Consider the following 24,896-nt stretch of genomic DNA (forward strand, 5'->3'; position numbering starts at 1 on the left):
TATCCCCTTACGCCTTCACAGCTGGTTTAACAATCAGGTCGCTACCGGTAGCACCGGGAACTGCACCTTTAACCAGCAGCAGGTTGCGCTCAGCGTCAACACGTACTACGTCCAGGCTCTGAACAGTTACGCGCTCATTGCCCAGCTGGCCTGCCATTTTCTTGCCTTTGAACACTTTGCCCGGAGTCTGGTTCTGACCGATAGAACCCGGAACGCGGTGAGACAAGGAGTTACCGTGAGTAGCATCCTGAGTACGGAAGTTCCAGCGCTTAACAGTACCGGCAAAACCTTTACCTTTAGATGTGCCAGTCACGTCAACTTTTTTCACGTCAGCGAAAATATCAACGTTAATGCTCTGACCTACGGTGAATTCGTCGCCAGAAGCGGTACGGAATTCCCACAGACCACGGCCAGCTTCAACGCCAGCTTTAGCAAAATGGCCTGCTTCAGGCTTAGTTACACGGTTTGCTTTTTTAGCACCGGCAGTTACCTGAATAGCAGTGTAGCCGTCGTTTTCCAGGCTCTTAACCTGAGTAACGCGGTTTGCTTCAATTTCGATCACGGTTACTGGGATTGAAACGCCATCTTCAGTGAAGATACGCGTCATGCCCACTTTTTTACCGACTAAACCAATCATTGTTTCAACCTCTCAATCGCTCAATGACCTGATTAACCCAGGCTGATCTGCACGTCAACACCTGCAGCCAGATCCAGACGCATCAGAGCATCAACCGTTTTTTCAGTTGGCTCAACGATGTCAACCAGACGCTTGTGAGTGCGAATTTCATACTGATCGCGCGCATCTTTGTTGACGTGCGGGGAGATCAGAACGGTAAAGCGCTCTTTGCGGGTCGGCAGAGGAATTGGACCACGAACCTGCGCACCAGTGCGCTTGGCAGTCTCAACGATTTCTGCGGTCGATTGATCGATCAGACGATGATCAAACGCTTTAAGACGGATACGGATTCTTTGGTTCTGCATGAGACCAGAGCTCCAATTATTTATAAACGAAAAAAATTACTACTCACACCCATTACGATTGATGGGGGAGTGTAATCGTCTGCACATAACTCCCCGATTGGGAGTATTGTCAGGGAGCAAGTTGCTCGCCTGCGGTTCAGATTGAACCGGGCCGTCATTTCTGACAGGCCCGCGCATTATACGTACATGAGCACGTAAAGCAACCTGTTTATCACATTGACTGGCGTTAAGCGGCAGAAAAAGCAGAGATGCGGCATCTGTAAAAAAGAAAAATGCCGCTGGCGGAAAGGCTTCAGCGGCATTCAGATTGATAACTCATTGTTACACTAGCCCTTCTCTTCCACTTTGATTTGCGACTGCAAATAGTTCTGTATGCCAATTTTCTCAATCAGACTCAGTTCTGTTTCGAGAAAATCGATATGGTGCTCTTCATCTTCCAGAATGACGATCATCATATCGCGGCTAACATAATCGTGCACCTTGTCGGCCCAGGCTATCGCTTCCCGCAGATCTTTTGCGCCTTCTAACTCCAGAATCAAATCTGACCTCAACATCTCTTCTACATCTTCCCCGATACGAAGTCGTCCCAGGTCCTGGAGATTGGGCAATCCTTCGAGAAAAAGTATCCGTTCGATGTATTTGTCAGCATGCTTCATTTCATCGATGGATTCGTGATACTCAATATCATTAAGGCGCATCAGCCCCCAATCTTTGAACATACGCGCATGCAGGAAATACTGGTTAATAGCAACCAGCTCATTTCCAAGTAGTTTATTTAAATGGCTTATGATTTTTGCATCGCCCTTCATTTTGCTTCCTCCGCTTCCAGTTATTAAGAGCGTAGATGCACAATGAAAGAAGTCAAAAAACCATGACTAAATGTAGGGAGATGATCAGGCGATTTCTTTGTACTGCGGCGCGTTTTGCAGCTCTTCATTCATAATATCGCGGGCCAGACGGATGCACTTACCGCATTGTTTTCCCACGGGTATTAACTGGCGAAGTTGCTGGATTGATTTAGGCTGATAGCGGCGAACAACTTCGCGAAGTTTTTTATCACCGATCGCATTACACAAACAGACGTACATTTTCTTACCCCAGTACAAATAATGATCGCATTGTAAATGCGAATCGTTTTTATTTCAATCAGGGCATCGATAAACGTTAAATAACAGCTATAAAAAAAGAGCACCGAGGTGCTCTTTTTATTTGCGCTGGCAGAGTAAACCCTACCAGTAAATCATCGACAATTAAGCGATAACTTTAGCAACAACGCCCGCACCAACAGTACGGCCGCCTTCACGGATTGCGAAACGCAGACCGTCGTCCATTGCGATTGGGTGGATCAGGGTAACAACCATTTTGATGTTGTCGCCTGGCATTACCATCTCAACGCCTTCTGGCAGTTCGATAGTACCGGTCACGTCAGTTGTACGGAAGTAGAACTGTGGACGGTAGCCTTTGAAGAACGGAGTATGACGGCCGCCTTCGTCTTTAGACAGGATATAAACTTCAGACTCGAACTGAGTGTGAGGCTTAATGGTGCCTGGCTTAGCCAGAACCTGGCCACGCTGGATATCTTCGCGCTTGATACCGCGCAGCAGGATACCACAGTTCTCACCCGCACGGCCTTCGTCCAGCAGCTTACGGAACATCTCAACGCCGGTACAGGTTGATTTCACGGTATCTTTGATACCAACGATTTCAACTTCTTCACCCACTTTAACGATACCGCGCTCTACACGACCGGTAACAACGGTACCACGGCCAGAGATAGAGAATACGTCTTCGATTGGCAGCAGGAACGGCTTGTCGATTGCGCGCTCTGGTTCTGGGATGTAGTTATCCAGGTGACCAGCCAGCTCGATGATCTTAGCTTCCCACTCAGCGTCGCCTTCCAGCGCTTTCAGAGCAGAACCGTGAACGATTGGCGTGTCGTCGCCTGGGAAGTCGTACTGTGACAGCAGGTCACGTACTTCCATCTCAACCAGTTCCAGCAGCTCTTCGTCATCAACCATGTCACACTTGTTCAGGAACACGATGATGAATGGAACGCCAACCTGACGACCCAGCAGGATGTGCTCACGGGTCTGAGGCATTGGGCCATCAGTCGCAGCAACAACCAGGATCGCGCCGTCCATCTGAGCAGCACCGGTGATCATGTTTTTCACATAGTCGGCGTGGCCTGGGCAGTCAACGTGCGCGTAGTGGCGAGTTGGGGTGTCATATTCAACGTGAGAAGTGTTGATGGTGATACCACGAGCTTTTTCTTCTGGCGCGTTATCGATCTGGTCGAATGCACGAGCAGAACCGCCGTAGGTTTTAGCCAGAACGGTGGTGATAGCAGCAGTCAGGGTAGTTTTACCGTGGTCAACGTGGCCGATGGTGCCCACGTTGACGTGCGGTTTGGAACGTTCAAATTTTTCTTTAGCCACGACGATATTCCTTACTTTAATGCTCTCACTCCGAGGTGAGAGCATATGATCAATATTTTAAAACTGTAGCTTATTTGCTACGAGCTTCAATAACGGCCTGAGCGACGTTGTTCGGCGCATCATCATACTTCAGGAACTCCATGGAGTATGAAGCACGGCCTTTGGTCAGAGAACGCAGCTGAGTTGCATATCCGAACATTTCAGACAGCGGAACTTCAGCGTGAATCTGAACGCCAGTAGCGTTAGATTCTTGTCCTTTGAGCATACCACGACGACGGCTAAGGTCACCGATAACGTCACCGGTGTTCTCTTCCGGAGTCTCTACTTCAACCTTCATGATCGGCTCAAGCAGAACTGGGCTTGCTTTCTTAAAGCCGTCTTTGAACGCGATAGAAGCAGCCAGTTTAAACGCCAGCTCTGAGGAGTCAACGTCATGGTATGAACCAAAGTGCAGACGCACACCCAGGTCAACAACCGGATAACCAGCCAGCGGGCCGGCTTTCAGCTGCTCCTGGATACCTTTGTCAACCGCAGGGATGTATTCACCAGGAATTACACCACCTTTGATGTCGTTGGTGAACTCGTAACCTTTCGGGTTAACGCCCGGCTCCAGTGGGTACATGTCGATAACAACATGACCGTACTGACCGCGACCACCAGACTGCTTAGCGTGTTTACCTTCGATATCGGTAACTTTCGCGCGAATCGCTTCACGGTAAGCAACCTGAGGTTTACCGACGTTCGCTTCAACGTTGAATTCACGCTTCATGCGGTCAACGATGATGTCGAGGTGCAGCTCACCCATACCAGCGATAATAGTCTGGTTAGTTTCTTCGTCAGTCCATACGCGGAACGACGGGTCTTCTTTCGCCAGACGACCCAGAGCCAGACCCATTTTTTCCTGGTCAGCTTTGGTTTTTGGTTCTACTGCGATAGAAATTACCGGCTCAGGGAATTCCATACGCTCCAGAATGATGACGTTGTCCGGGTCACACAGGGTGTCACCAGTGGTTACGTCTTTCAGACCGATAGCAGCAGCGATATCGCCTGCACGAACTTCTTTGATCTCTTCACGCTTGTTAGCATGCATCTGTACGATACGGCCCAGACGCTCACGTGCGGATTTAACCGGGTTGTACACGGTGTCACCAGAGTTAACGATACCGGAGTACACGCGGAAGAACGTCAGGTTACCTACAAACGGGTCGGTAGCGATTTTGAACGCCAGTGCAGCAAACGGCTCGTCGTCGTCTGAGTGACGAACGGCTGGCGTGTCTTTACCATCGTCCAGCATACCGTTGATTGCAGTAACGTCAGTTGGAGACGGCAGATATTCGATAACCGCATCCAGCATCGCCTGAACACCTTTGTTCTTAAATGCAGAACCACAGGTAACCAGGATGATTTCGTTGTTCAGTACGCGCTTACGCAGAGAAGCTTTGATCTCTTCTTCAGTCAGCTCTTCGCCGCCAAAGAATTTATCCATCAGCTCATCAGAACCTTCAGCTGCGGCTTCAATCAGTTTCTGGCGCCATTCTTCAGCCAGTTCCTGCATATCAGCTGGGATCTCTTCGTATACGAAGGTCACGCCTGCGTCAGCGTCGTTCCAGTTGATGGCTTTCATTTTGATCAAGTCAACAACACCGGTGAATTTCTCTTCTGCGCCGATAGCCAGCTGCAGAGGAACCGGAGTTGCACCCAGACGAGATTCAATCTGACCAACAACTTTCAGGAAGTTAGCACCCATGCGGTCCATTTTGTTAACGAACGCGATGCGTGGAACTTTATATTTGTTAGCCTGACGCCATACGGTTTCAGACTGTGGCTGAACACCACCAACTGCACAGTAAACCATTACTGCGCCGTCAAGAACACGCATGGAACGTTCTACTTCGATGGTGAAGTCAACGTGTCCCGGGGTGTCGATGATGTTTACGCGGTGCGGCTCGAACTGCTTAGCCATACCTGACCAGAAAGCGGTAGTCGCTGCGGAGGTAATGGTAATACCACGCTCCTGCTCCTGCGCCATCCAGTCCATGGTGGCTGCGCCATCATGAACTTCACCGATTTTATGGTTTACACCGGTGTAGAACAGAATACGTTCGGTAGTTGTAGTCTTACCGGCGTCGATGTGTGCACTGATACCAATGTTACGGTAGCGTGTAATGGGTGTTGTACGAGCCATTTGATTCCTCTGATTCTCGGACGTTCTAAGTTAGTAAAACCCAGCGGGTGGTCGACTTAGACGTCCGCTGGGTTAATAACAACTACGAAGCTGTTACCAGCGGTAGTGAGCGAACGCCTTGTTGGCTTCGGCCATACGGTGAACGTCTTCACGTTTCTTCACTGCAGTACCTTTGTTCTCTGCAGCATCAGAAAGTTCGTTCGCCAGGCGCAAAGCCATTGATTTATCACCGCGTTTACGAGCAGCTTCAACGATCCAACGCATTGCCAGAGCATTACGACGAACCGGACGGACTTCAACTGGTACCTGATAAGTAGAACCACCAACGCGACGGGATTTAACTTCCACGGTTGGGCGGACGTTGTCCAGGGCTACTTCGAATGCTTCCAGTTCACCTTTACCAGCACGCTGAGCCAGGGTCTCAAGAGCGGTATAGACGATAGATTCGGCGGTAGATTTTTTACCATCTACCATCAGGATGTTTACAAATTTGGCCAGCAGTTCTGATCCGAACTTAGGATCTGGCAGAATTTTACGCTGACCAATGACGCGACGACGTGGCATGGAAATACTCCGTTGTTAATTCAGGATTGTCCAAAACTCTACGAGTTTATTATGACATTTAAGATAAAACGTTTGGCCTTACTTAACGGAGAACCATTAAGCCTTTGGCTTCTTCACGCCGTACTTGGAGCGAGCCTGCTTACGGTCTTTAACACCTGAGCAGTCCAGCGCGCCACGAACGGTGTGGTAACGCACACCTGGCAAGTCTTTAACACGACCGCCACGGATCAGGATCACGGAGTGTTCCTGCAGGTTATGACCTTCACCACCGATGTAGGAGGTAACTTCAAAACCGTTGGTTAAGCGAACACGACATACTTTACGCAGTGCGGAGTTCGGTTTTTTAGGGGTAGTGGTATACACACGAGTACATACACCACGTTTCTGCGGGCAGGCTTCCAGCGCAGGCACGTTGCTCTTTGCAACTTTGCGTGCGCGTGGTTTGCGAACCAGCTGGTTAACTGTTGCCATTAAATAGCTCCTGGAATTTGCTTTTGCTTCGTAAACACGTAATAAATCGCCTCGTTAGATAACGAGGACGCAGAATTTTAGAGCTGAGCAGAAAAGGTGTCAAGAAATAACCAGGATATCGTACTTACCAGGTCATTTGTTGAGGGTGTTTTACCGTCAGCGCGACGAAATCATTATAGCTGATAGTAGCAGTAGTGGATGAAATTTGAGCAGAAAGACCACGCGCCTGAATATCTTCCTTTAAGACAAACAGGCTGACAGACGCCTTCCGCAGGCTCTCCAGCGCGTTGCTGCCTTCCAGCGCAGCCAAAACGCCATCCTGGAGCAACAGGAGATCGTCACCTTCGTTTAGCATCCGCAGCAGTGCGCTGAAATCGCATTTAAAGGGAGAGTTAATCAGCGTATGCAGCATAGATTCCTCAAAAAGTGATGATACGGTCGTAATTTTCCAACTTGGCCCGCAGCGCTGCGGGGGTTAAAACCTCTACCGGCAGCACTTTTTGTCCATCTAAGGCCAGGCCTCGTTCGCGCAGCGAAGCAGAACAGGCGTAAAAACGTTCAACATCGTACAGAGGAAGGACGCCAAAAGTGCGAATATAGTCGCGCGCCAGCACCTTGTCAGGCTGCTGATCCGGCAAAAGTTGCAACACACCGTCGCTGATAAAAAAAAGCGCGATCTCTTCGCTAAGCGCCGAAACGGCCATCACTGCGTCCAGCCCTTCCCTGCCCGCGCTGCTGCCATGAGGTGCCTGAGTAAATACAAAAGCGATGCGGTTCATCAGAATTGTACCAGCCGTTCACAGCTCAGTGCCGCTTCCGCCAGCGCGCCCAGTCCGGCTAACTGAAAACCCTCAGCCAGGTTAGCCGCAGCACCCGCTTCCTGCTCGCTCGCGATGCCCCGACGCAGTGCTGCCGCCACGCAAATATTCAGCGTCACGTCGTGCTCACGCTGTAACGTTTGCCAGGCGCGCGTTAAGTCAAACTCGTCGTTTGCGGGCGAAGTCAAACTGCTGGCGTTCATTACGCCTTCCCGATAGAAAAAAATGCTGTCAAGTTGGTGCCCTTCAGCCAGTAAAGCTTGGGCAAAAAGCCAGGCGCTGCTGGCCTGCTGTGTGCCATAAGCGGGCCCGGTAACCAGCAAAGTAAAACGCATTAACGCTCAATCCCCTGTATATCGTCGCTTTTAAACTGGCGAATGTAGAGATAAACCGTATGTTTAGAAATATTGAGGCGGTCGGCCACCTGGTTAATCGCATCTTTGATATCAAAGATCCCCTTTTCATAAAGGTTAAGGACGATTTGGCGGTTTTTAGCATTGTTAGAGACGTTGCGATCGCCGCTGACTTCTTCAATGGTAAATTCCAGCGTCTGCATCACCAAATCTTCCACCGAAGAAGCAAAGTTTACCGATGAGGCAACTTCCTGTGTCTCAGGCGGCATAAACGTCGCCATAATTTGTGAAAAAGGGACGTCGAGATTCATGTTAATGCACAGCAAGCCAATAACACGCTGCTTGTCATTGCGGATCGCAATGGTGACGGATTTCATCAGCACGCCGCTTTTAGCGCGGGTGAAATAGGCTTTGGAGACATTGCTTGCCGCATCGCGCATGTCGTGCAGCATGCGCAAAGCAAGATCGCTAACAGGTGAACCGATCTTACGTCCGGTATGCTCGCCATTCGCGATACGCACGGCGGAGCGATTTAAATCCTCCAGCGAGTGCAAAACAATTTCACAATGTGAGCCAATAAGCATCGCCAGCCCGTCGACCACCGCTTCATAGGATTTAAGAATAGCGTAATCGGTTTGCCCGAAAGGATGCTGCTCCAGTAATTCCAGATCGGTCATATCACCGGTAAAAATTGAACCAGACATTAAGACACCACCCTTAAAAGAGCCCGTCATATGGCGCCAGAACAGGCTCGTTTTGAAGAAAACATACGGCGATCAGTTTAACAAAAACCAGAAACATCTGTCCTGACCTTTGTCATGAAATCTGTAGGGGATTAGAAAAAGCGGGAGGAAGGTCAGAAAAAAGCGCCGCCACAGCGAGTGTGGCGGCGACAGAATTACTTAGCGGGTGCTGCAGCCGGTGCTTCGGCAGGCGCTGGCGTATTGGCATCTGCTTTAGCCGCTGGCTTGATATCCAGCAGCTCCACATCAAATACCAGCGTGGAGTTAGCCGGGATTCCAGGCACGCCATTTTTGCCGTAAGCCAACTGTGGTGGAATAACCAGCTTGATCTTACCGCCTTTCTTCACGTGCTTCAGACCTTCAGTCCAGCCTGGGATGACGCCATCCAGACGGAAAGAAAGCGGCTCGCCACGAGTATAAGAGTTATCGAACTCCGTACCGTCGATCAGCGTCCCTTTGTAGTTCACGACAACGGTATCGCTGTCTGTAGGCGTAGCGCCATTACCTTCTTTCTCTACCTGATAAAGCAGGCCAGAATCGGTTTTCTTCACGCCTTTTTCTTTGGCGAATTTAGCGGTGAAAGCATCACCTTTTTCGGTGTTCTCTTTCGCGTCTTTTTCCATTTTCGCCTGGGCTGCGCCTTTCACGCGGCCTTCAAACGCTTGCAGGGTCTGTTCAATTTCCTGGTCAGACAGCTTGCTTTTACCTGCAAAAGCATCCTGAACGCCGGAGATCAGCTGCTGTTTGTCCAGCGCGATGCCCAGTTTCTCCTGCTCTTTCAGGGAGTTTTCCATATAACGGCCAAGCGAAGCGCCCAGCGCGTAAGCAGACTGCTGATCGTCAGTTTTAAATGCGGCATTCTTTGGTGCCTGAGCCGGCGCCTGCTGTGGCGCGGCGGCCGGAGCAGCGGCCGTCGTTTCGGCTGCCATTGTCAGAGGTGCGTTCAGCGCAACGGCCATGGTGGTGGCTAACAGTGTGACTTTAAACAGTGATTTCATCCATTTCTCCAAAACCGAAGCCTCTCACCTCGGAAATCGTTTACAGACCAGAGTCCGTACTATAAAACCGTGCGCGAGAAAAGTACCTAATCCCGCAATGAAAACTAAGTTAACTTCCGACCTCTCGTCCTTCCGAAAGTTTCACCACTGAGATGCAGACTGGAAAGCATTTTTTCAACCGCAGCCGGGAAATTAATATGACTATGCCTGTTTCAGTGGTGTTTTTCCCGTTAGAATCAGAGGAATCCGGCCATTATAGCGGCTTGCACGGCCATAAGAGGTAAACGTATGCAACAAGCCTTGTTTGAACAGCGAATGGAGATGCTGGAAAGCCGACTGGCTTTTCAGGAACATACCATTGAAGAGCTAAACCAAACGGTGGTTCATCATGAACTGGAGATGGGACGCCTGCGTGAACAGATGCGTCTGCTGACCGATAAACTGAAGTCGGCTGCGCCATCGATGATCGCTTCCCAGTCGGAAGAGACGCCGCCGCCGCATTACTGAGTGTTTATCTCAGAAACAAAAAGGCCACCTGTCAAGGTGGCCTTAAATATTTCATTGAAGCTTAGTGGCTGCAGCCACAACCGCCGGTACCGCAACCGCCTTTACCATGATCGTGGTCGTGATCGTGATCATGGTGATGGTCGTGCTCGCCGTGAACGTGGCCATGAGCCAGCTCTTCTTCAGTGGCTTCACGAACCGCTACCACTTCAACGTTGAAGTTCAGGTTTTGACCCGCCAGCATGTGGTTGCCATCAACCACGACGTGATCGTCTTCCACTTCAGTGATTTCGACCGGAACCGGGCCCTGATCGGTTTCTGCCAGGAAGCGCATGCCAACCTGCAGTTCGTCAACGCCCATGAATACGTCTTTCGGTACGCGCTGCACCAGATTGTCGTCATACTGGCCGTAGGCGTCGTCAGCTGAGATGTTCACTTCGAACTTGTCGCCGGCTTCGTGATTTTCCAGCGCTTTTTCCAGACCAGAAATCAGGGAACCATGACCGTGCAGATAGTCCAACGGTGCGGTCACCGGAGACTCATCAACCAACACGCCGTCTTCTGTACGTACCTGGTATGCCAGGCTGACCACCAGGTCTTTTGCTACTTTCATGATTACTCCTAACCGTTTGAGAGCTTTGAGCCCTTATTTCACTGACCATTTGCCAGTGCGAAAGGCTCTAAATTGCGTCGATTGTAATGAATTTCAACGCCGCTGTACGATACAGCTTAAAAAAAGCTGAGCGATAACGCTACTCAGGATGAAAAATTCCGATCACTTGCTCGTTAGTGCGAACCTCATCACGAACGTGTTTATCCGCTTCGCGCATCTGATGGCCGCACTTAACACACTCTACAACATCGATATTATTCTCTTTCCACAGCGCCAGTGTATCTTTCGCCTGACATTTTGGACAGGTTGCGCCGGCAATAAATCTTTTACGCATAATGTTCCCGCTTTATTCAAATTCATCCCAACCGTCAATCTGACGCTTCTCATGCTGCATCTCGGCCTGGAAAATGTCTTCCAGCTCGCGCCGGGCTTCTTTCACACGTGAAATTTGCTGGCTGTCTGCATGATTCGGCATCAGCTCGCGCAGCATCCGCATATCCAGACGACGGAAATGCTGCTGGGCTCTGAATGCCTGATGAGGATGCATACCCAGCGTCATCAGCGTTTTGCGACCCAGTTCCAGCGCACTGGAGAAAGTTTCACGCGAGAACTGGGTTACGCCCGCCTGAATAAGTTCATGCGCTTCCACACGTCCCCGCGCTCTCGCCAGTATCTGAAGATGCGGGAAATGGTGCTGGCAAAGCCTGACGATTACCATCGCATCTTCCGGGCCGTTACAGGTTATCACTATCGACTGCGCCGTTTCCGCCCCGGCCGCACGCAGCAGCTCCAGTTCGGTTGCATCCCCATAGTATACTTTGTAACCATAGTTGCGCATCAGGCTGACCGCACTGATATCTCGCTCCAGCACGGTAATGCGCTTTTCATTGGCCATCAGCAGACGGGCTACTACCTGACCAAAGCGGCCGAAACCGACCACGATGACTTCAGGTTTATCATCTTCGACAAACGGTTTTTCGTCGCTATCGTCGCCATCGTTAAAGCGTTTTTCCAGAATTTTATCCACGCCCTGCATCAACAGCGGCGTGGTCATCATCGACAGTGTGACCGTCACCAGCAGTAGCGGCATCTGATCGCCACTGAACAGCCTGGCCGACGAAGCCGCAGAAAAGAGCACAAAAGCAAATTCACCGCCCTGACTCAGCACCGCCGAAAATTGCAGTCGCTCAGAGCTGCGCAGACCGAAAATGCGAGAAAGCAGATAGAGCACGCCCGCTTTCACCGCCACCAGCACAATCACTCCTGCCAGAATCTCGAGGATATGGGTATAAAGCACGCCTAAGTTGAGCGCCATTCCCACGGAGATGAAAAACAGCCCAAGCAACAGGCCTTTGAACGGTTCGATGGCCACTTCCAGCTCGTGGCGATATTCACTTTCTGCCAGCAGAATACCGGCGATAAACGTGCCCAGCGCCATCGACAGGCCGAGTGCATCCATAAACAGCGCAGAACCCAGCACCAGCAGCAGTGATGCTGCGGTAAAGACTTCGCGCACGCCGGAAGCGGCGATATAGCGGAAAATCGGCCTGAGCAGATAGCGGCCACCAATCAGCATGCCTGCAAACGCCAGCACCTTTAAGCCCACTTTCATCCAGTCGGTATGACCACTGTCGCCGCCCGCCAGTAGCGGCACCAGCGCCAGCGCCGGGATAACGGCCAAATCCTGGAACAGCAGCACTGAAAAGCCGAGCTGCCCGGACTCGTTGCGCTTCATACCTTTGTCGCTCATCAACTGAAGCGCCATTGCGGTTGAAGACATCGCCAGGCCAAGACCGCCGATGATCGCCGCCTGCCAGGAGAAATCGGTTAGCCAGAGCAGGCCACCCAAAATCGCCGCACTAAAAATCACCTGTGCCGCGCCCACGCCAAAGATAGAGCGGCGCAGCTCCCAGAGCTTTGAAGGATTCAGTTCCAGCCCGATGATAAACATCAGGAATACCACGCCCAGTTCAGAGAAATGCAGGATCTCTTCTACGTCGCTGATAAAGCCCAGCCCCCAGGGGCCAATGGCGATACCGGCCAGCAGATAGCCCAGCACTGCGCCAATGCCGAGACGGGCGGCGATCGGTACAGCAATAACCGCAGCAAAAAGATAGACCACGCCAGCCGTAAGCAGGGTTTGTCCTTCCATTAAGTGCCTCCATAAGGCAAAGGCGACGTCAGCCAGTCGCTGTAGGCTCGCGCATAGTTTTTCATGACTGCTGGCGTCTGCCGCCGCGCCCAGTAAATAATCATCGGCGTCAGCCAGTGCATACTGCACATCTGCGCGGTCAGTTCGAATGGCCGCATAATGTCTGACATCGGATAGCGGTTAAGCCCTTCCTGATGGTAAGCCGCTTCTGGCTCGCCGGTGGTGATCACGCTGCGCCAGTATTTTCCTTCCAGCACGTTACCGCCAGGACCACTGGCAAAACCGCGCGACAGCACGCGATCCAGCCACTCCTTCAGCAATGCCGGACAGCTGTAGGTATACAGCGGATGCTGGAACACAATAATCTCATGCTCGCGCAGCAGCTGTTGTTCGTAATGAATATCAATAAAAAAGTCGGGATAGTGCGCATACAGGTCGTGCACCGTCACGTTTGGCAGGTCTTTTGCCGGCTGCAACAACACCCGATTGGCAATCGAGTCTTGTGATTCCGGGTGGGCGTAAAGCAGCAAAACTTTGGGCGGCTGCGACATCATTCCCCTCCAAATCGTCGTCACGGCGGTGAAATTCCGCTACCATGCTCGACGCAACGGAATTCTGGATTCCGAAAAGCAATTATGATGACTTAATTTAACATATTCTGACTATTACGGCGCTTATGATTGTCTTCTCTTCTTTACAAATACGACGCGGTGTCCGCGTACTGCTGGATAATGCCACCGCCACCATTAACCCCGGGCAAAAAGTGGGTCTGGTGGGGAAAAACGGCTGCGGTAAATCCACGCTGCTGTCGCTGCTTAAGAACGAGATAAGCGCCGATGGCGGCAGTGCCACCTGGCCAGGCAACTGGTCGCTGGCGTGGGTCAACCAGGAGACGCCCGCGCTTGCGGTGCCGGCTATCGATTATGTTATCGACGGCGATCGCGAATTCCGCCAGCTTGAAGCCGAACTGGCCAGAGCGAACGAAATCAACGACGGCCACGCCATCGCCACGCTGCACGGCAAGCTGGATGCGATTCAGGCATGGACAATACAGCCACGCGCGGCCAGCCTGCTTAACGGTTTGGGCTTTTCTCAGGAGCAGCTACAGCGCCCGGTGAGCGATTTTTCCGGCGGCTGGCGCATGCGTCTGAATCTGGCGCAGGCGCTGCTTTGTCGTTCAGACCTGCTGCTGCTTGATGAACCGACTAACCACCTGGATTTGGATGCGGTCATCTGGCTGGAGCGCTGGTTGAAAAGCTATCAGGGCACGCTGATCCTGATTTCCCATGACCGTGACTTCCTCGATCCGGTGGTGGATAAAATTCTGCATATCGAACAGCAGTCGATGTTTGAATACACCGGCAACTACAGCTCATTCGAAATCCAGCGCGCCACCAAGCTTGCCCAGCAGCAGTCCATGTTCGAAAACCAGCAGCAAAAAGTGGCACATCTGCAAAGCTTTATCGACCGGTTCAAGGCCAAGGCCAGCAAAGCCAAACAGGCGCAGAGTCGCATTAAGATGCTGGAGCGCATGGAAATGATCGCGCCAGCACACGTCGATAACCCGTTTACCTTCAGCTTCCGCGAACCGGAAAGCTTGCCCAATCCGCTGCTGAAAATGGAGAAGGTCAGTGCCGGCTACGGCGATCGCATTATCTTAAACTCCATCAAGCTGAACCTGGTTCCCGGTTCGCGCATTGGTCTGCTCGGGCGCAACGGCGCGGGCAAATCGACGCTGATTAAGCTGCTGGCGGGTGAGCTTACGCCTCTGAGCGGCGATATTGGCCTGGCGAAAGGCATCAAACTTGGCTACTTCGCTCAGCACCAGCTGGAGTTTTTACGCGCGGATGAATCACCCCTGCAACATCTGGTTCGTCTGGCACCCAAGGTACTTGAGCAGCAGCTGCGGGACTATCTGGGCGGCTTTGGCTTCCAGGGCGATAAGGTCACGGAAAACACCGAACGTTTCTCGGGCGGCGAAAAAGCGCGGCTGGTGCTGGCATTAATCGTCTGGCAGCGCCCTAACCTGCTGCTGCTTGATGAACCGACCAACCACCTCGATCTCGACATGCGCCAGGCACTGACCGAAGCGCTGATTGATTTTGAAGGCGCGCTGGTGGTGGTGTCGCACGATCGCCATCTGATTCGCTCGACGACCGACGACCTCTATCTGGTTCACGACGGCAAAGTCGAAGCCTTTGACGGCGATCTGGAAGATTACCAGCAGTGGCTGAGCGATCTGCAAAAGCAAACCGCGGTGACCACAGAACCCAAACAGGACAACACCAACAGCGCTCAGGCGAAAAAAGATCAGAAACGGCGCGAAGCGGAGCTGCGTACCCAGACTCAGCCACTGCGCAAGCAGATTGAAAAGCTGGAAAAGCAGATGGAGAAGCTGAACGCACAGCTTGCCGAGGCTGAAGCAAAACTGGGTGATACGGCAATTTACGAACAGAGCCGCAAGGCCGATCTCACTGCCGCATTAAAACAGCAGGCGGAAGCGAAGTCCGCGCTGGAAGAGTGTGAGATGGCATGGCTCGACGCGCAGGAACAGTTAGAGGCAATGCTGGCTCCCTGAGCCAGCACGTTACATCCCCATGTTTACGCTGCTAACCGCTGGCGCAGCACCGACAGATCTTCTACGTTCATGAGTTTGCCATTCAGAAAGCGGGTTTTCAGCTCTCCACCTTTCTCCTGCGCCCAGCTCTGCTGATCCAACAGGTAATATTCGCCCGCCTCGTTCCGCTCCACCCGCAATAAACCTTTCGCTGATTTTTTCAGGCCGCTGTCGGTTTTAGGCTGCTTGAAGATTGCCCGGCCAACACCGTTTACCTCTCCCCATGTGGCTTTCATAGCAAAGCCGAAGGTATCGCGGGTATTGTACTGATAGGTGTATGAACCTACGCCGAAAACCACATTGCTGCTGGCAAAGCCTTTTGCTTCCAGGCGGCTGAGGATCTGGTTCGCCCGCTCAAGGGTAATAGAATCGCCATAAATCAGACCGACATGGGGATCGAGCACCCTATAGCCCCTGGCATTTACCGTCCCCCCGAAGATATCCCAGAGGACTTCCACCGAGCCTTTTTGTTCTGGCGTCCGTGACGGATGCCGATCGCTATCGTCCCCCGTGCCGCACAGAATTTCTACCGGATCGCCGCTGTCTGGCCGGAATACCAGCCGACCTTCCCGCGCCATAATTTCGCTTTTTAACTCGCGACTGTATTCGGTCAGTACTTTCCAGTAATCCCAGGTATCGGAAACCACGGAAACAAAACCCTGGGGATACAGCTCGGTTAGCAAACGGCGAAACGTGGCGATTTCTCCCTGCTCTTCGCCCATACACATCACGCTATGCTCAGTCGCCGGGATAGTACCCGCAATAAAGTAATCCTCCGCTGGCGTGTAATACTGGCGGGCATAGAGAATTGAAGGAATGCTGTCGGTGCCGGTAAAACTTAACAGGTGTCCCATGCCTGACTGAGCGGCATCATGCAATCCCGACATCCCGCGGAAGGAAAAATCGTGACACTGGAAATCAATATGCTGACCATCGTCGCACGTCTGTTCAGCCCAGCGCTGGCAAATCTGGCGATAGTGATGCGCCACCGTTGCATTGGTTGAGGACTTCCACAGCTCTGCCGACATGACGCTTTCGAGATAATTTACCAGCCAGAAAAATTCATCCAGGGTATTGGTGATGGTTAACACCGGAATTTTCATTGGGACTTTACTGCCTTCATCCAAACTTTTGATTTCCAGTGGCAAATAGCCAAGACGGTGCAGCGCACGAATATGTTCCACGCTGACCGCTCCCTTACCGAGATAGCTATCCATTAGCTGCTGGTAGTCGTCTACAACCTGATGTTCTGGCTGAGCGAAAAACTTCTCATTGAAGAGATCAACCATAAACCACTGTAAAAAGCCCTGCAGGCCAAAAAATACCAGCCGGTCGTCCGCAATGGGTGAGGAGAAGTAGCGGTTTCCGCGCGGCGTGAAATTGGAATAAACCCGGTTAGTTCCCTGCGGGTACTGTTCACGGTGGGACGTTTTGTAACCGTCGATAGCTAAAATGGGATTAAATTGCATGGGCAGCTCCTTTGCTTTTACTGCGAAAAATAGTCTCAGTATCGATAATCTCAACGCGCTGAGAGGCAACAGAAGGATCGGCGATGGAATCAGTGGTCCAGATAAAATCAATGCCCTGCGTCAAAAGATGATCGACCCCTTTACTGAACAGGCCATGCGTCACGTATAAGCTGACAGAACGGGCGCCTGCCTGACGCAGAACGGCGGCCGAGCCGATAAACGTACCGCCCGCATCGCAAAGGTCGTCGACAATCAGGACGTCTCTGCCCGCGACGTTACCTTTCAGCAGTTCGAAACCGCTAAGCGCTCCGCTGGCAAGATCGCGATGTTTACCAAGAATGCCGTACTCGCTGGCGCCAATATGTCGGGCCAGCAGATCTGTTTTTTTCAGTGCGCCGGCATCCGGTGCCATCAGCATCAGCCCATCACCTAATTTTTGGCTCAGATTATCGCTGTGTTGCAGACACTGGTGCTGTGGAATCACCGATAAGTTATTCACCACGCCTGCAACAACGTCGCTGTGCGGATCGAGCACCGTCACCCGATCGAAGCGTAGTTGATTAAGGAAACCGGCAAAGACCTTCAGGGCAAAACTGTCGCCATCACGCATGCTGCGATCCTGCCGGGCATAGGGCAGCCAGGGCAGCTCTAACGTTGTCAGCCGCAGGGTATAACGCTGGCGAACGGCATCCATCACCTGCGCCAACAGCATAAGATCGTCCATATTACGCATCGCTGTCGCACGCAGCGTCAGCGTTTCTGCCTGCTGACGCAGCGGAGGCAGCAACCGCGCCCATACTGCCCCATCAGGAAAACGACCGGTTTCCAGCGCGGCGTTCTCGCCATCTAAAGTAAGTTGCAGTTTCATCATCACCGATTCCTTATTTCCATCATTAAATGTCACAGGGACATTTATATAATTGTCCATAAGACATTTATTGGCAAGCGGTAAATTATTGGCCGCGCGAAAATAAGATTAAGCTTTTGATTTATCTCTTATAAAAAATTTTCACCGCGCGGAGTCATCTTGAAAGGAACGGTGCCTGCTGCTAATGTGTCTGTGCGACACTTCTTACAGGTAACCCTAATGAGTTCAGAAGAAAGCTATCTGGCAAACTACGATGCCTCGCGTTATCCGACGCCGATTGTCACCGTCGACAGCGTGCTCTTTACCCTCTATCACCAGCAGCTTTGCGTTTTACTGGTGAAGCGCGCCAATCATCCCCATCTGGGGCGCTGGGGATTACCCGGAGGGTTTATCGACTTGCAGCACGATGATTCCGTCAAAGCGACGGCAATGAGAAAATTGCAGGAAAAAACCGGGGTGACACCGCCGTGGCTGGAACAGCTGGAGACCTTTTCAGGCGCTCAGCGCGATCCGCGCGGCTGGAGTCTGACAACAGCATGGTATGCGCTGATCGCCGCCGAAAGCTGCCATGTGCAGAGTGAAGATGTGAGCGATGTTCAGTGGCAGCCAGTAGCAGAACTTCATCAGCGTAACGATCTGGCTTTCGATCACCCGCAAATCATTGCTACGGCTTTACAACGACTGCGGCAGAAGACGCTCTATTCCCTGTTGCCAGTTTATTGCCTGCCCACGGCGTTTACCCTGACCCAGTTGCAGGAAGTGACCGAAACCATTCTGGGCAGGCCGATACAGCGTAAGAGTTTGATCCGCCGCTTCGACGCGGCCGATATGTTTGAAGAGACCGGCGACAGCGTGGCCACCGGTGCGCGTAAGGCAAAGCTGTATCGATTAAAAGCGGGTGCCGATATTCGCAATTTCTCGCGCAACTTAATGACCGACTGAGGCTTAACGCTACGCCTCATTCGCCCGATAAAACGGCTTATCACCCAAAATCGTGGCACGATGCATAATCCGCCGCGCGGGCAGATAATCCGCGTTGGCGTAATGCTGTGTTACCCGGTTGTCCCAGATAGCAACGTCGTTTTCCTGCCAGCGCCAGCGTACCTGAAATTCGGGTTTGGTAATGTGGGCAAACAGGAAAGTGAGCAGCGCGTCGCTTTCCTTCTGGCTGAGGTCGACAATGCGTGTGGTAAAACCTTCGTTAACAAACAGCGCCTGCTTGCCGCTGACCGGATGCGTGCGAATGACCGGGTGCTGCAACGGCGGATTTTTCTCTACCGCCAGCTTCCAGCGCGCGTGCTCCTCTTCACTTTTTCGATACTTAAATTGCTGAAACGATTTGGTGAAGTCATGCTCGGCCTGCAAACCATTCAGCAGCACTTTAAAAGGGGCTGACAGCGCCTCGTAAGCCGCAATGCCACTGGCCCATAAGGTGTCACCGCCCGTCTCGGGCAGCTGTTTTGCCGCCAGAATTGCGCCAGCAGGCGGGGTGTCGATAAAAGTCACATCGGTATGCCAGTTATCATTGTCTGGCGGATTATCGTCATGCGTATCCAGTACGATAATTTCTTCCACATCGGGCGCATGCGGGTAAACCGGATGAATATGCAAATCGCCAAAACGCGCAGCCAGAGCGCGCTGTTGCTGAGGCGTCAGCGGCTGATTGCGGAAAAACAGCACCTGATTGCGGATCAGCGCATGATAAAGCTGCTCAAACTGGGCGTCGCTCAGCGGGCGGCTGAGGTCGACATCGGAAACCTGAGCACCGATGTACGGCCCCAGCGCTTTGATAGTCAGACGTTCGTTCATGATTGTACTCCATGCCAGGGGGTTAAGCGGCGCTGCAAGGCTCGCAGCCCCAGCTCAAGGGTAAAGGCGATCAGGGCGATAACCGCAATGCCGGCCAGCACGACATCCGTGGCGAGGAACTCCCCGGCAGACTGCACCATAAAGCCCAAACCACGCGTTGCGGCGATCAGCTCGGCAGCGACCAGCGTTGACCAGCCCACGCCAAGACCAATGCGCAACCCGGTCAGGATTTCCGGCAGCGCGCCGGGTAAAACGACGTACCACAGCACCTGCCAGCGATTTGCACCCAGCGATCGCGCCGCTCTCAGCCTGACCTGCTGAGCGCTTTTCACGCCGGCCAGCGCCGACATGGCAACCGGGGCAAAAATGGCCAGGTAAATCAGTAAAATTTTTGAGGTCTCGCCGATGCCAAACCAGATCACCATCAGCGGCAAATAGGCCAGCGGCGGCACCGGACGGTAAAGTTCAATCAGCGGATCAAGAATGCCGCGAGCGGTTTCGTTCAGCCCCATCAGGATGCCAACGGGCACGCCAATCAGCACGGCTGCCAGCAGCGCAATCACAATTCGGGTCAGGCTCGCCGCGAGATGCTGCCACAGGGTCGCGTCCATAAAACCCTGTGAACTGGCAATCGTCAGCAGTTGATGAAACACCTGCTGCGGCGCGGGCAGAAACAGCGGCGCAATCAGCTTGAGTGCGGTAACGGCCCACCAAAGGGTTAGCAGTGCCAGAATCGTTGCCAGACTCAGCGTAATTTGCCGGTTGAGCGGCCAGCGCCAGCCAGAACGGCGGCGAGCCAACGTTTTTTCGGTCGACAGCAAACTCATGAAAACACCTCACGCTGTTGGAACACCCGGCTCAAGACATATTCACGCCGCTCAATAAAAGCGGGATCGGATTTGATGTTGCGGCACGCCTCGCCCGCCGCGTAGCGACGTCCAAAATCCAGCGACAGCCGTTCAATTATTTTTCCGGGGCCGGGCGACAGAAGGATCAGCTCGCTGGCAAGAAACACGGCCTCTTCAATATCATGCGTAATCAGCAGCACCTGTTTACCGCTGTCGCGCCACAGATTCAGCAGCAGCTCCTGCATTTGCTCGCGGGTAAAGGCATCCAGCGCGCCAAAAGGTTCATCCAACAGCAGCAGCTGAGGATCGGCTGCCAGTGCACGCGCAATGCCTACCCGCTGACGCATGCCGCCAGAAAGCTGCCAGATAAACTTTTTCGCTGCATCAGGTAACCCAACCTTTTTCAACATTTGCCGGGCAATTTCGCGCCGCTGCTGTTTCTCTACGCCAGCCAGCTGCAAACCGAATGCAACGTTGTCCAGCACGTTGCGCCACGGCAGTAGCCCTTCGTGCTGAAACACGACGCCGCGTTCGGCGCCGGGACCGTTCACCGCTTTCCCGTCCAGCGTGATACTGCCGGATTCCGCAGGCAGAAAACCGGCAATCAGATTCAGCAGCGTAGTCTTGCCGCAGCCTGACGGGCCAAGCACCACCACCAGTTCGCCCTGGTCGATCGATAAATTGATATCTTCAAGCGCAAGATGGCCATCATAGCGAGCCGTGAGATGCGAGACCGAAAGCATAGCGACTCCTACTGGCTGAGATTTTTAACAAAACGGTTGGTAACGAAGCCGCTGTAGTCACTGGCGACCTGCGGCACTTTGCCCTGCTCTTTCAGGAACTGAGCGGTATCGATAATGGCTTTGTTGACCGGCTGCGCCAGCTGTTCGACCTGCTGCTGCGCGGTCAGATAGGTGTTGCCTTTTACCAGACCTGGCACCTGGAGCGAAGGCACGCCGCTCAGACGTGACAGCTTGCTCAGATTGCCGCTCTCTTTCAGCCACTGCTCAGGATTATCAAGATAGCCTTTTTGGGCGTTAATCGCGCTGCGGGCAAAAGCCGTCACCACGTCAGGATGCTGTTCAGCAAAGTCTTTACGTACCACCCACACATCCAGCGTTGGCGAACCCCATTTACCTACCTGCGCGGAGTCGGTCAGCACGGTGCCTTCCTTTTCCAGTTCATTGACTGCCGGTGCCCAGACGTAGGCGCCATCAATATCGCCACGCTGCCAGGCGGCAATAATCGCTGGCGGCTGGAGATTAAGAATTTGTACCTGATCGGGCTTGATGCCCCAGTGCTTAAGCGCGGAAAGCAGGCTGTAATGCGTCGTAGAAATGAAAGGTACGGCAATACGTTTGCCGATCAGATCCTGAGGATTTTTGATGCCCTTTTTGACCACCAGCGCCTCGGAATTGCCCAGCTGAGAAGCCAGCAGGAAGACTTCAATCGGCACCTGTTGGCTGGCGGCTACTGCCAGCGGGCTGGAGCCAATATTACCGATTTGCACGTCGCCGGAAGCCAGTGCTCTGACCACGCTGGAACCGCTGTCGAATTTGCGCCAGTCCACTTTCGCGCCACTTTCTTTGGCAAATGTGTTGTCGGCCTGCGCCACTTTGGCAGGCTCAGCGGAGGTCTGATAAGCAATAGTTACATCGACCGCCTGTGCGCTGAGCGCGGAAAGCGAAAGTGCTGCTGCAAGAATAGAAAGAGTGAATTTACGCGCCATGGCCCTGCTCCGTCGTTATCATTATAAGGTGAATAACGCCTTTGTAACCGAGAGCGATAAGCGCGCAGAAGTAATTAAAAATTATCGGTTATAACTTTATTTGCTTAGAAGAAAAGTGGGATTCTATTGGCAGAAAATGACTTTGCAACCTGTACCGCGCTCGCCGTCACTGGAATGATAAAAAGGCGATCGGAAGCTGTTCAGAATGTTGGACACCTTTTGGCAACGTTTTAGGGTAGTAAGTTATTAAAATATTGCGACTCAATCAGATATTGATGCGTCAAACAATCGTTTACTTCAACCCCCTCCGCCTGAGTTTTTAATGAATCGAAGCTTTCAAGCTGGCATTTATAGTAATTAGTTCTTTCCCAGGCATCTTTTAACGCAATGATTAAATCCTTTTTTTCCGGATTGTTATCCACTTGATTTTTTATTGCGTAATCTAATTTATTTCTGGCTTGCTCCATTTGCCTTGAATATTTCTCATTAATTGCAGATGACTGCTCAATTTCCGATGAAGAGCAAGCGCAGGCAGCAATGCAGAACGTAATAATGAATAAGAAAATTTTAATTTTCATAGAATCTCACTCTTCAAAAAAATCTCTCCTGCGGAACCTTAGGCCATAAATCTCTGTTGGATAATATCCTGCCAAAACCTGGTACATCTCCCGCATAAGCATGACGTTGTAATAAACTTCTTATATGTGGCGTGTAGTCCCCCCGGTAACGCAGATCTATAAGTACTTCTTTTATTTTATCAGGAATATCTTGCCATGCCTGCCCAGGTAAAGCTTTTGGGTTGGGGTGATAAGCTTTTATCGTAGCACTCTTCTGGCATATCCTCTTCACATCATTTTCTATAGCATTATAGGTAACTTCGAATAATTTTAGCTGCTGATAATCGGAGATCTCGCCAATATCTTCTTTATTATTTTTTACGTAATCTCAATTTTCATTTTCAGGTTAATAATGCAATGCAAACAGGAAATAGCCATTTTAAAAAGCCATCAATTTTCACGATGGCTTTTAATGAACAAATGAAATTTATTTTAAGTTGCTCAGTGCCAAATCAGCAGTACACAGGCGGCGGTCAAAAGCCCCATCGCTACGTTAAAGATTGTCCAGGCACGGCGGCTACGTAAGATTTGCCCTATCAGCGAGCCAAAGCCCAGCCAGATCAAGCCTGAAACGAGGTTCACCAACGCCATGGCGAAGCTGATAGCGATTACCGAACTGCGGTAGGCTTCTCCTGCCAGGCTGAAGCTGGCGACCGCGCCTAACGCCATCAGCCACGCTTTAGGGTTGATAAGCTGTAGCAATCCACCTTGCCAGAACGGCATAGGCGTTGCCGGACCGTCGCCGGTCTCCAGTTTTTCATATTTCGCCGAGGCAATTTTCCAGGCCAGCCACAGCAAATAAGCACTGCCGGCTATTTTCAGGAAAAGGTGCAGGGAAGGATAAAGCAGGATCAATCCACCAATGCCAAACGCCACCATGAGCAGCATGACCTGCATACCAATCATGATGCCAATCAGCAACCACAGCGAACGCAGGAAACCAAAATTGGCGCCAGAGGCGGTGAGTAACATATTATTAGGGCCGGGCGTAATCGCAGCGACCCACAAAAAGCCCAACATAGATAAAAAAAGACTCAGTTCCATATGAAACGGGTGCTCCTCACCCCTGATCAGAAACGAACTCATCGAAGCTAGCAATGTGACAGAGATCCTACAAGCCTTTTGAACATGAATTTTGATCACCTGACGAGCAACGTCTTTCAACCGATAACCGGTATGAGTAACGCGCATTTGCAGACCGTTTTGCCGCGCCTGGTTCGTCGGCGAATTTTGCTGAAGCCCCACTGGCAGCGTCTGACCTTGCCGGACAGCGACTTTGTTGATTTGGCCTGGAGCGAAGACCCCACCTTCGCCCGCCACAAACCGCGCGTTGTACTGTTTCACGGCCTGGAAGGCAGCGTTAACAGTCCTTATGCGCACGGCCTGCTGCAAGCCTGTCAGCAGCGCGGCTGGCTGGGCGTGGTCATGCACTTTCGCGGCTGTAGCGGCGAGCCGAACCGGCTGGAACGCATCTACCATTCCGGCGAAACGGGCGACGCCAGCTACTTTCTGCAATGGCTGACGGATGAATTTGGCACGGTGCCGACTGCCGCAGTAGGATTTTCTCTTGGCGGCAATATGCTGGCCTGCCTGCTGGGGGAGCAGGGCGACGGCTGCCTGCTGGATGCCGCCGTGGTTGTCTCCGCGCCACTGATGCTGGAGCCGTGCAGCCTTCGTCTGGAACAAGGCTTTTCGCGGATTTATCAGCGCTACCTGCTAAACTTGCTGAAGCAAAACGCAACGCGAAAACTGAACAAGTGGCCTGGCACCCTGCCGGTAGATTTAACGCAGCTAAAAGCGTTGAAGAAACTGCGCGATTTCGACGATGCCATCACCGCCAGAGCACACGGTTTTCAGGATGCCACCGACTATTATCGCCGTTGCAGCGCGATGCCGTTATTGCCTGGCGTCACTAAGCCGTTACTGATTATCCATGCGAAAGACGACCCCTTTATGACCAGTGAGGTCATTCCCGCCGCAGCGATGCTGCCCGCCAATGTTGAATATCAGCTTACGCAACACGGCGGACATGTAGGATTTGTCGGCGGAACATTGCGTAAGCCGCAGATGTGGCTGGAACAACGCATCCCTCAATGGCTTTCAACCTGGCTGGACAACTAAC

General features: G+C 52.2%; 29 protein-coding genes. 4 read left to right on the top strand and 25 right to left on the bottom strand.

Annotated elements, in window-relative coordinates; genetic code table 11:
* Positions 1–7 precede the first annotated feature (7 nt).
* The 13 genes from rplC to fkpA form a co-directional block, all read right to left on the bottom strand.
* Positions 8–637: a 50S ribosomal protein L3 gene (gene rplC / locus AAGQ96_RS19615; protein ID WP_147200085.1), complete on the bottom strand. Its 630-nt coding sequence runs from the start codon at positions 635–637 to the stop codon at positions 8–10.
* A 32-nt stretch (positions 638–669) separates the two neighbouring features.
* Positions 670–981, bottom strand: a complete 312-nt coding sequence (gene rpsJ, locus AAGQ96_RS19620) for a 30S ribosomal protein S10 (RefSeq protein ID WP_001181005.1) — start codon at positions 979–981, stop codon at positions 670–672.
* A 326-nt stretch (positions 982–1,307) separates the two neighbouring features.
* Positions 1,308–1,790 (bottom strand): bacterioferritin, encoded by a 483-nt coding sequence (bfr, locus tag AAGQ96_RS19625; RefSeq protein ID WP_147200086.1) that lies wholly within the window; start codon positions 1,788–1,790, stop codon positions 1,308–1,310.
* An 84-nt stretch (positions 1,791–1,874) separates the two neighbouring features.
* Positions 1,875–2,069 carry a bacterioferritin-associated ferredoxin gene (bfd, locus tag AAGQ96_RS19630; protein ID WP_147200087.1) on the bottom strand — a complete coding sequence of 65 codons (195 nt, stop codon included), beginning with the start codon at positions 2,067–2,069 and terminating at the stop codon, positions 1,875–1,877.
* 162 nt (positions 2,070–2,231) lie between these two features.
* Entirely contained in the window at positions 2,232–3,416 is a 1,185-nt protein-coding gene (gene tuf, locus AAGQ96_RS19635) for an elongation factor Tu (RefSeq protein ID WP_147200088.1), read from the bottom strand.
* Between the two features lie 70 nt (positions 3,417–3,486).
* The gene (gene fusA / locus AAGQ96_RS19640; protein WP_147200089.1) at positions 3,487–5,601 is read right to left on the bottom strand and encodes an elongation factor G; all 2,115 of its coding nucleotides are present in this window, start codon (positions 5,599–5,601) and stop codon (positions 3,487–3,489) included.
* A gap of 93 nt (positions 5,602–5,694) precedes the next feature.
* Positions 5,695–6,165 carry a 30S ribosomal protein S7 gene (rpsG, locus tag AAGQ96_RS19645; protein WP_125289829.1) on the bottom strand — a complete coding sequence of 157 codons (471 nt, stop codon included), beginning with the start codon at positions 6,163–6,165 and terminating at the stop codon, positions 5,695–5,697.
* Between the two features lie 96 nt (positions 6,166–6,261).
* Entirely contained in the window at positions 6,262–6,636 is a 375-nt protein-coding gene (gene rpsL / locus AAGQ96_RS19650; RefSeq protein WP_075182598.1) for a 30S ribosomal protein S12, read from the bottom strand.
* A 124-nt stretch (positions 6,637–6,760) separates the two neighbouring features.
* The gene (gene tusB, locus AAGQ96_RS19655; RefSeq protein ID WP_342754372.1) at positions 6,761–7,048 is read right to left on the bottom strand and encodes a sulfurtransferase complex subunit TusB; all 288 of its coding nucleotides are present in this window, start codon (positions 7,046–7,048) and stop codon (positions 6,761–6,763) included.
* 7 nt (positions 7,049–7,055) lie between these two features.
* On the bottom strand, positions 7,056–7,421 hold the full coding sequence (gene tusC / locus AAGQ96_RS19660) for a sulfurtransferase complex subunit TusC (protein ID WP_342755595.1): 366 nt from the start codon (positions 7,419–7,421) through the stop codon (positions 7,056–7,058).
* A complete protein-coding gene (gene tusD, locus AAGQ96_RS19665; protein WP_147200092.1) occupies positions 7,415–7,789 on the bottom strand; it encodes a sulfurtransferase complex subunit TusD in 375 nt (124 codons plus the stop codon). The genes tusC and tusD overlap by 7 nt, the downstream gene beginning before the upstream one ends.
* Positions 7,789–8,511: a transcriptional regulator gene (locus tag AAGQ96_RS19670; protein WP_147200093.1), complete on the bottom strand. Its 723-nt coding sequence runs from the start codon at positions 8,509–8,511 to the stop codon at positions 7,789–7,791. The genes tusD and AAGQ96_RS19670 overlap by 1 nt, the downstream gene beginning before the upstream one ends.
* A 194-nt stretch (positions 8,512–8,705) precedes the next feature.
* Complete coding sequence (gene fkpA / locus AAGQ96_RS19675) at positions 8,706–9,548, bottom strand: FKBP-type peptidyl-prolyl cis-trans isomerase (protein WP_342754373.1); 843 nt, start codon at positions 9,546–9,548, stop codon at positions 8,706–8,708.
* 288 nt (positions 9,549–9,836) lie between these two features.
* Here fkpA and AAGQ96_RS19680 point away from each other — a divergent pair, with 288 nt between their 5' ends.
* Complete coding sequence (locus tag AAGQ96_RS19680; RefSeq protein ID WP_147200095.1) at positions 9,837–10,055, top strand: protein SlyX; 219 nt, start codon at positions 9,837–9,839, stop codon at positions 10,053–10,055.
* A 61-nt stretch (positions 10,056–10,116) separates the two neighbouring features.
* Here the strand turns inward: AAGQ96_RS19680 and slyD are convergent, their stop codons facing one another.
* The 4 genes from slyD to kefG form a co-directional block, all read right to left on the bottom strand.
* Positions 10,117–10,665 (bottom strand): peptidylprolyl isomerase, encoded by a 549-nt coding sequence (slyD, locus tag AAGQ96_RS19685; RefSeq protein WP_147200096.1) that lies wholly within the window; start codon positions 10,663–10,665, stop codon positions 10,117–10,119.
* A 139-nt stretch (positions 10,666–10,804) separates the two neighbouring features.
* Positions 10,805–10,999, bottom strand: coding sequence for a YheV family putative zinc ribbon protein (locus AAGQ96_RS19690; protein WP_147200097.1), 195 nt, complete (start codon positions 10,997–10,999; stop codon positions 10,805–10,807).
* A 12-nt stretch (positions 11,000–11,011) separates the two neighbouring features.
* A complete protein-coding gene (gene kefB, locus AAGQ96_RS19695; RefSeq protein ID WP_342754374.1) occupies positions 11,012–12,817 on the bottom strand; it encodes a glutathione-regulated potassium-efflux system protein KefB in 1,806 nt (601 codons plus the stop codon).
* Positions 12,817–13,368 carry a glutathione-regulated potassium-efflux system ancillary protein KefG gene (kefG, locus tag AAGQ96_RS19700; RefSeq protein ID WP_147200692.1) on the bottom strand — a complete coding sequence of 184 codons (552 nt, stop codon included), beginning with the start codon at positions 13,366–13,368 and terminating at the stop codon, positions 12,817–12,819. Before kefG ends, kefB begins: the two co-directional genes overlap by 1 nt.
* Positions 13,369–13,493: 125 nt before the next feature.
* On the opposite strand from kefG, the gene AAGQ96_RS19705 reads away from it, so the two are divergent.
* Positions 13,494–15,395: an ABC transporter ATP-binding protein gene (locus tag AAGQ96_RS19705; RefSeq protein WP_147200099.1), complete on the top strand. Its 1,902-nt coding sequence runs from the start codon at positions 13,494–13,496 to the stop codon at positions 15,393–15,395.
* Between the two features lie 23 nt (positions 15,396–15,418).
* Here AAGQ96_RS19705 and AAGQ96_RS19710 read toward each other — a convergent pair whose 3' ends face one another.
* Entirely contained in the window at positions 15,419–16,903 is a 1,485-nt protein-coding gene (locus AAGQ96_RS19710; RefSeq protein WP_342754375.1) for a nicotinate phosphoribosyltransferase, read from the bottom strand.
* Positions 16,893–17,774: a ribose-phosphate diphosphokinase gene (gene prs / locus AAGQ96_RS19715; RefSeq protein ID WP_342754376.1), complete on the bottom strand. Its 882-nt coding sequence runs from the start codon at positions 17,772–17,774 to the stop codon at positions 16,893–16,895. The genes AAGQ96_RS19710 and prs overlap by 11 nt, the downstream gene beginning before the upstream one ends.
* Before the next feature lie 216 nt (positions 17,775–17,990).
* On the opposite strand from prs, the gene AAGQ96_RS19720 reads away from it, so the two are divergent.
* The gene (locus AAGQ96_RS19720) at positions 17,991–18,713 is read left to right on the top strand and encodes an NUDIX domain-containing protein (RefSeq protein ID WP_147200102.1); all 723 of its coding nucleotides are present in this window, start codon (positions 17,991–17,993) and stop codon (positions 18,711–18,713) included.
* A 9-nt stretch (positions 18,714–18,722) separates the two neighbouring features.
* On the opposite strand, the gene tauD is transcribed toward AAGQ96_RS19720, so the two are convergent.
* The 6 genes from tauD to AAGQ96_RS19750 form a co-directional block, all read right to left on the bottom strand.
* The gene (gene tauD / locus AAGQ96_RS19725) at positions 18,723–19,580 is read right to left on the bottom strand and encodes a taurine dioxygenase (protein ID WP_342754377.1); all 858 of its coding nucleotides are present in this window, start codon (positions 19,578–19,580) and stop codon (positions 18,723–18,725) included.
* Positions 19,577–20,407, bottom strand: coding sequence for a taurine ABC transporter permease TauC (tauC, locus tag AAGQ96_RS19730; RefSeq protein ID WP_147200104.1), 831 nt, complete (start codon positions 20,405–20,407; stop codon positions 19,577–19,579). Before tauC ends, tauD begins: the two co-directional genes overlap by 4 nt.
* Entirely contained in the window at positions 20,404–21,171 is a 768-nt protein-coding gene (gene tauB / locus AAGQ96_RS19735; protein ID WP_342754378.1) for a taurine ABC transporter ATP-binding subunit, read from the bottom strand. The genes tauC and tauB overlap by 4 nt, the downstream gene beginning before the upstream one ends.
* An 8-nt stretch (positions 21,172–21,179) precedes the next feature.
* Positions 21,180–22,157: a taurine ABC transporter substrate-binding protein gene (gene tauA, locus AAGQ96_RS19740; protein WP_147200106.1), complete on the bottom strand. Its 978-nt coding sequence runs from the start codon at positions 22,155–22,157 to the stop codon at positions 21,180–21,182.
* A 230-nt stretch (positions 22,158–22,387) separates the two neighbouring features.
* On the bottom strand, positions 22,388–22,735 hold the full coding sequence (locus tag AAGQ96_RS19745; protein ID WP_147200107.1) for a hypothetical protein: 348 nt from the start codon (positions 22,733–22,735) through the stop codon (positions 22,388–22,390).
* Positions 22,736–23,215: 480 nt separating this feature from the next.
* Positions 23,216–23,818 carry a LysE family translocator gene (locus AAGQ96_RS19750; protein WP_147200109.1) on the bottom strand — a complete coding sequence of 201 codons (603 nt, stop codon included), beginning with the start codon at positions 23,816–23,818 and terminating at the stop codon, positions 23,216–23,218.
* 84 nt (positions 23,819–23,902) lie between these two features.
* Between AAGQ96_RS19750 and AAGQ96_RS19755 the strand changes: the two genes are divergently transcribed.
* The gene (locus tag AAGQ96_RS19755) at positions 23,903–24,895 is read left to right on the top strand and encodes a hydrolase (protein WP_147200110.1); all 993 of its coding nucleotides are present in this window, start codon (positions 23,903–23,905) and stop codon (positions 24,893–24,895) included.
* The last annotated feature ends 1 nt before the right edge of the window (position 24,896 follow it).

Origin of the sequence: Pantoea sp. MBD-2R, from assembly GCF_039134845.1 — a bacterium.
GTDB lineage: Bacteria > Pseudomonadota > Gammaproteobacteria > Enterobacterales > Enterobacteriaceae > Erwinia.

Coding starts and splice junctions, on each gene's coding strand:
- AAGQ96_RS19690 (WP_147200097.1), bottom strand. CDS start 10,999: ATGCGTAAAAGATTTATTGCCGGCGCAACCTGTCCAAAATGTCAGGCG.
- tauD (WP_342754377.1), bottom strand. CDS start 19,580: ATGAACGAACGTCTGACTATCAAAGCGCTGGGGCCGTACATCGGTGCT.
- fkpA (WP_342754373.1), bottom strand. CDS start 9,548: ATGAAATCACTGTTTAAAGTCACACTGTTAGCCACCACCATGGCCGTT.
- bfd (WP_147200087.1), bottom strand. CDS start 2,069: ATGTACGTCTGTTTGTGTAATGCGATCGGTGATAAAAAACTTCGCGAA.
- kefB (WP_342754374.1), bottom strand. CDS start 12,817: ATGGAAGGACAAACCCTGCTTACGGCTGGCGTGGTCTATCTTTTTGCT.
- bfr (WP_147200086.1), bottom strand. CDS start 1,790: ATGAAGGGCGATGCAAAAATCATAAGCCATTTAAATAAACTACTTGGA.
- fusA (WP_147200089.1), bottom strand. CDS start 5,601: ATGGCTCGTACAACACCCATTACACGCTACCGTAACATTGGTATCAGT.
- rpsJ (WP_001181005.1), bottom strand. CDS start 981: ATGCAGAACCAAAGAATCCGTATCCGTCTTAAAGCGTTTGATCATCGT.
- AAGQ96_RS19670 (WP_147200093.1), bottom strand. CDS start 8,511: ATGTCTGGTTCAATTTTTACCGGTGATATGACCGATCTGGAATTACTG.
- AAGQ96_RS19750 (WP_147200109.1), bottom strand. CDS start 23,818: ATGGAACTGAGTCTTTTTTTATCTATGTTGGGCTTTTTGTGGGTCGCT.
- tauA (WP_147200106.1), bottom strand. CDS start 22,157: ATGGCGCGTAAATTCACTCTTTCTATTCTTGCAGCAGCACTTTCGCTT.
- tauC (WP_147200104.1), bottom strand. CDS start 20,407: ATGAGTTTGCTGTCGACCGAAAAAACGTTGGCTCGCCGCCGTTCTGGC.
- AAGQ96_RS19745 (WP_147200107.1), bottom strand. CDS start 22,735: ATGAAAATTAAAATTTTCTTATTCATTATTACGTTCTGCATTGCTGCC.
- AAGQ96_RS19720 (WP_147200102.1), top strand. CDS start 17,991: ATGAGTTCAGAAGAAAGCTATCTGGCAAACTACGATGCCTCGCGTTAT.
- AAGQ96_RS19755 (WP_147200110.1), top strand. CDS start 23,903: ATGAATTTTGATCACCTGACGAGCAACGTCTTTCAACCGATAACCGGT.
- rplC (WP_147200085.1), bottom strand. CDS start 637: ATGATTGGTTTAGTCGGTAAAAAAGTGGGCATGACGCGTATCTTCACT.
- kefG (WP_147200692.1), bottom strand. CDS start 13,368: ATGTCGCAGCCGCCCAAAGTTTTGCTGCTTTACGCCCACCCGGAATCA.
- tusD (WP_147200092.1), bottom strand. CDS start 7,789: ATGCGTTTTACTTTGCTGGTTACCGGGCCCGCTTATGGCACACAGCAG.
- rpsG (WP_125289829.1), bottom strand. CDS start 6,165: ATGCCACGTCGTCGCGTCATTGGTCAGCGTAAAATTCTGCCAGATCCT.
- AAGQ96_RS19710 (WP_342754375.1), bottom strand. CDS start 16,903: ATGCAATTTAATCCCATTTTAGCTATCGACGGTTACAAAACGTCCCAC.
- prs (WP_342754376.1), bottom strand. CDS start 17,774: ATGATGAAACTGCAACTTACTTTAGATGGCGAGAACGCCGCGCTGGAA.
- rpsL (WP_075182598.1), bottom strand. CDS start 6,636: ATGGCAACAGTTAACCAGCTGGTTCGCAAACCACGCGCACGCAAAGTT.
- AAGQ96_RS19705 (WP_147200099.1), top strand. CDS start 13,494: ATGATTGTCTTCTCTTCTTTACAAATACGACGCGGTGTCCGCGTACTG.
- AAGQ96_RS19680 (WP_147200095.1), top strand. CDS start 9,837: ATGCAACAAGCCTTGTTTGAACAGCGAATGGAGATGCTGGAAAGCCGA.
- tauB (WP_342754378.1), bottom strand. CDS start 21,171: ATGCTTTCGGTCTCGCATCTCACGGCTCGCTATGATGGCCATCTTGCG.
- slyD (WP_147200096.1), bottom strand. CDS start 10,665: ATGAAAGTAGCAAAAGACCTGGTGGTCAGCCTGGCATACCAGGTACGT.
- tusB (WP_342754372.1), bottom strand. CDS start 7,048: ATGCTGCATACGCTGATTAACTCTCCCTTTAAATGCGATTTCAGCGCA.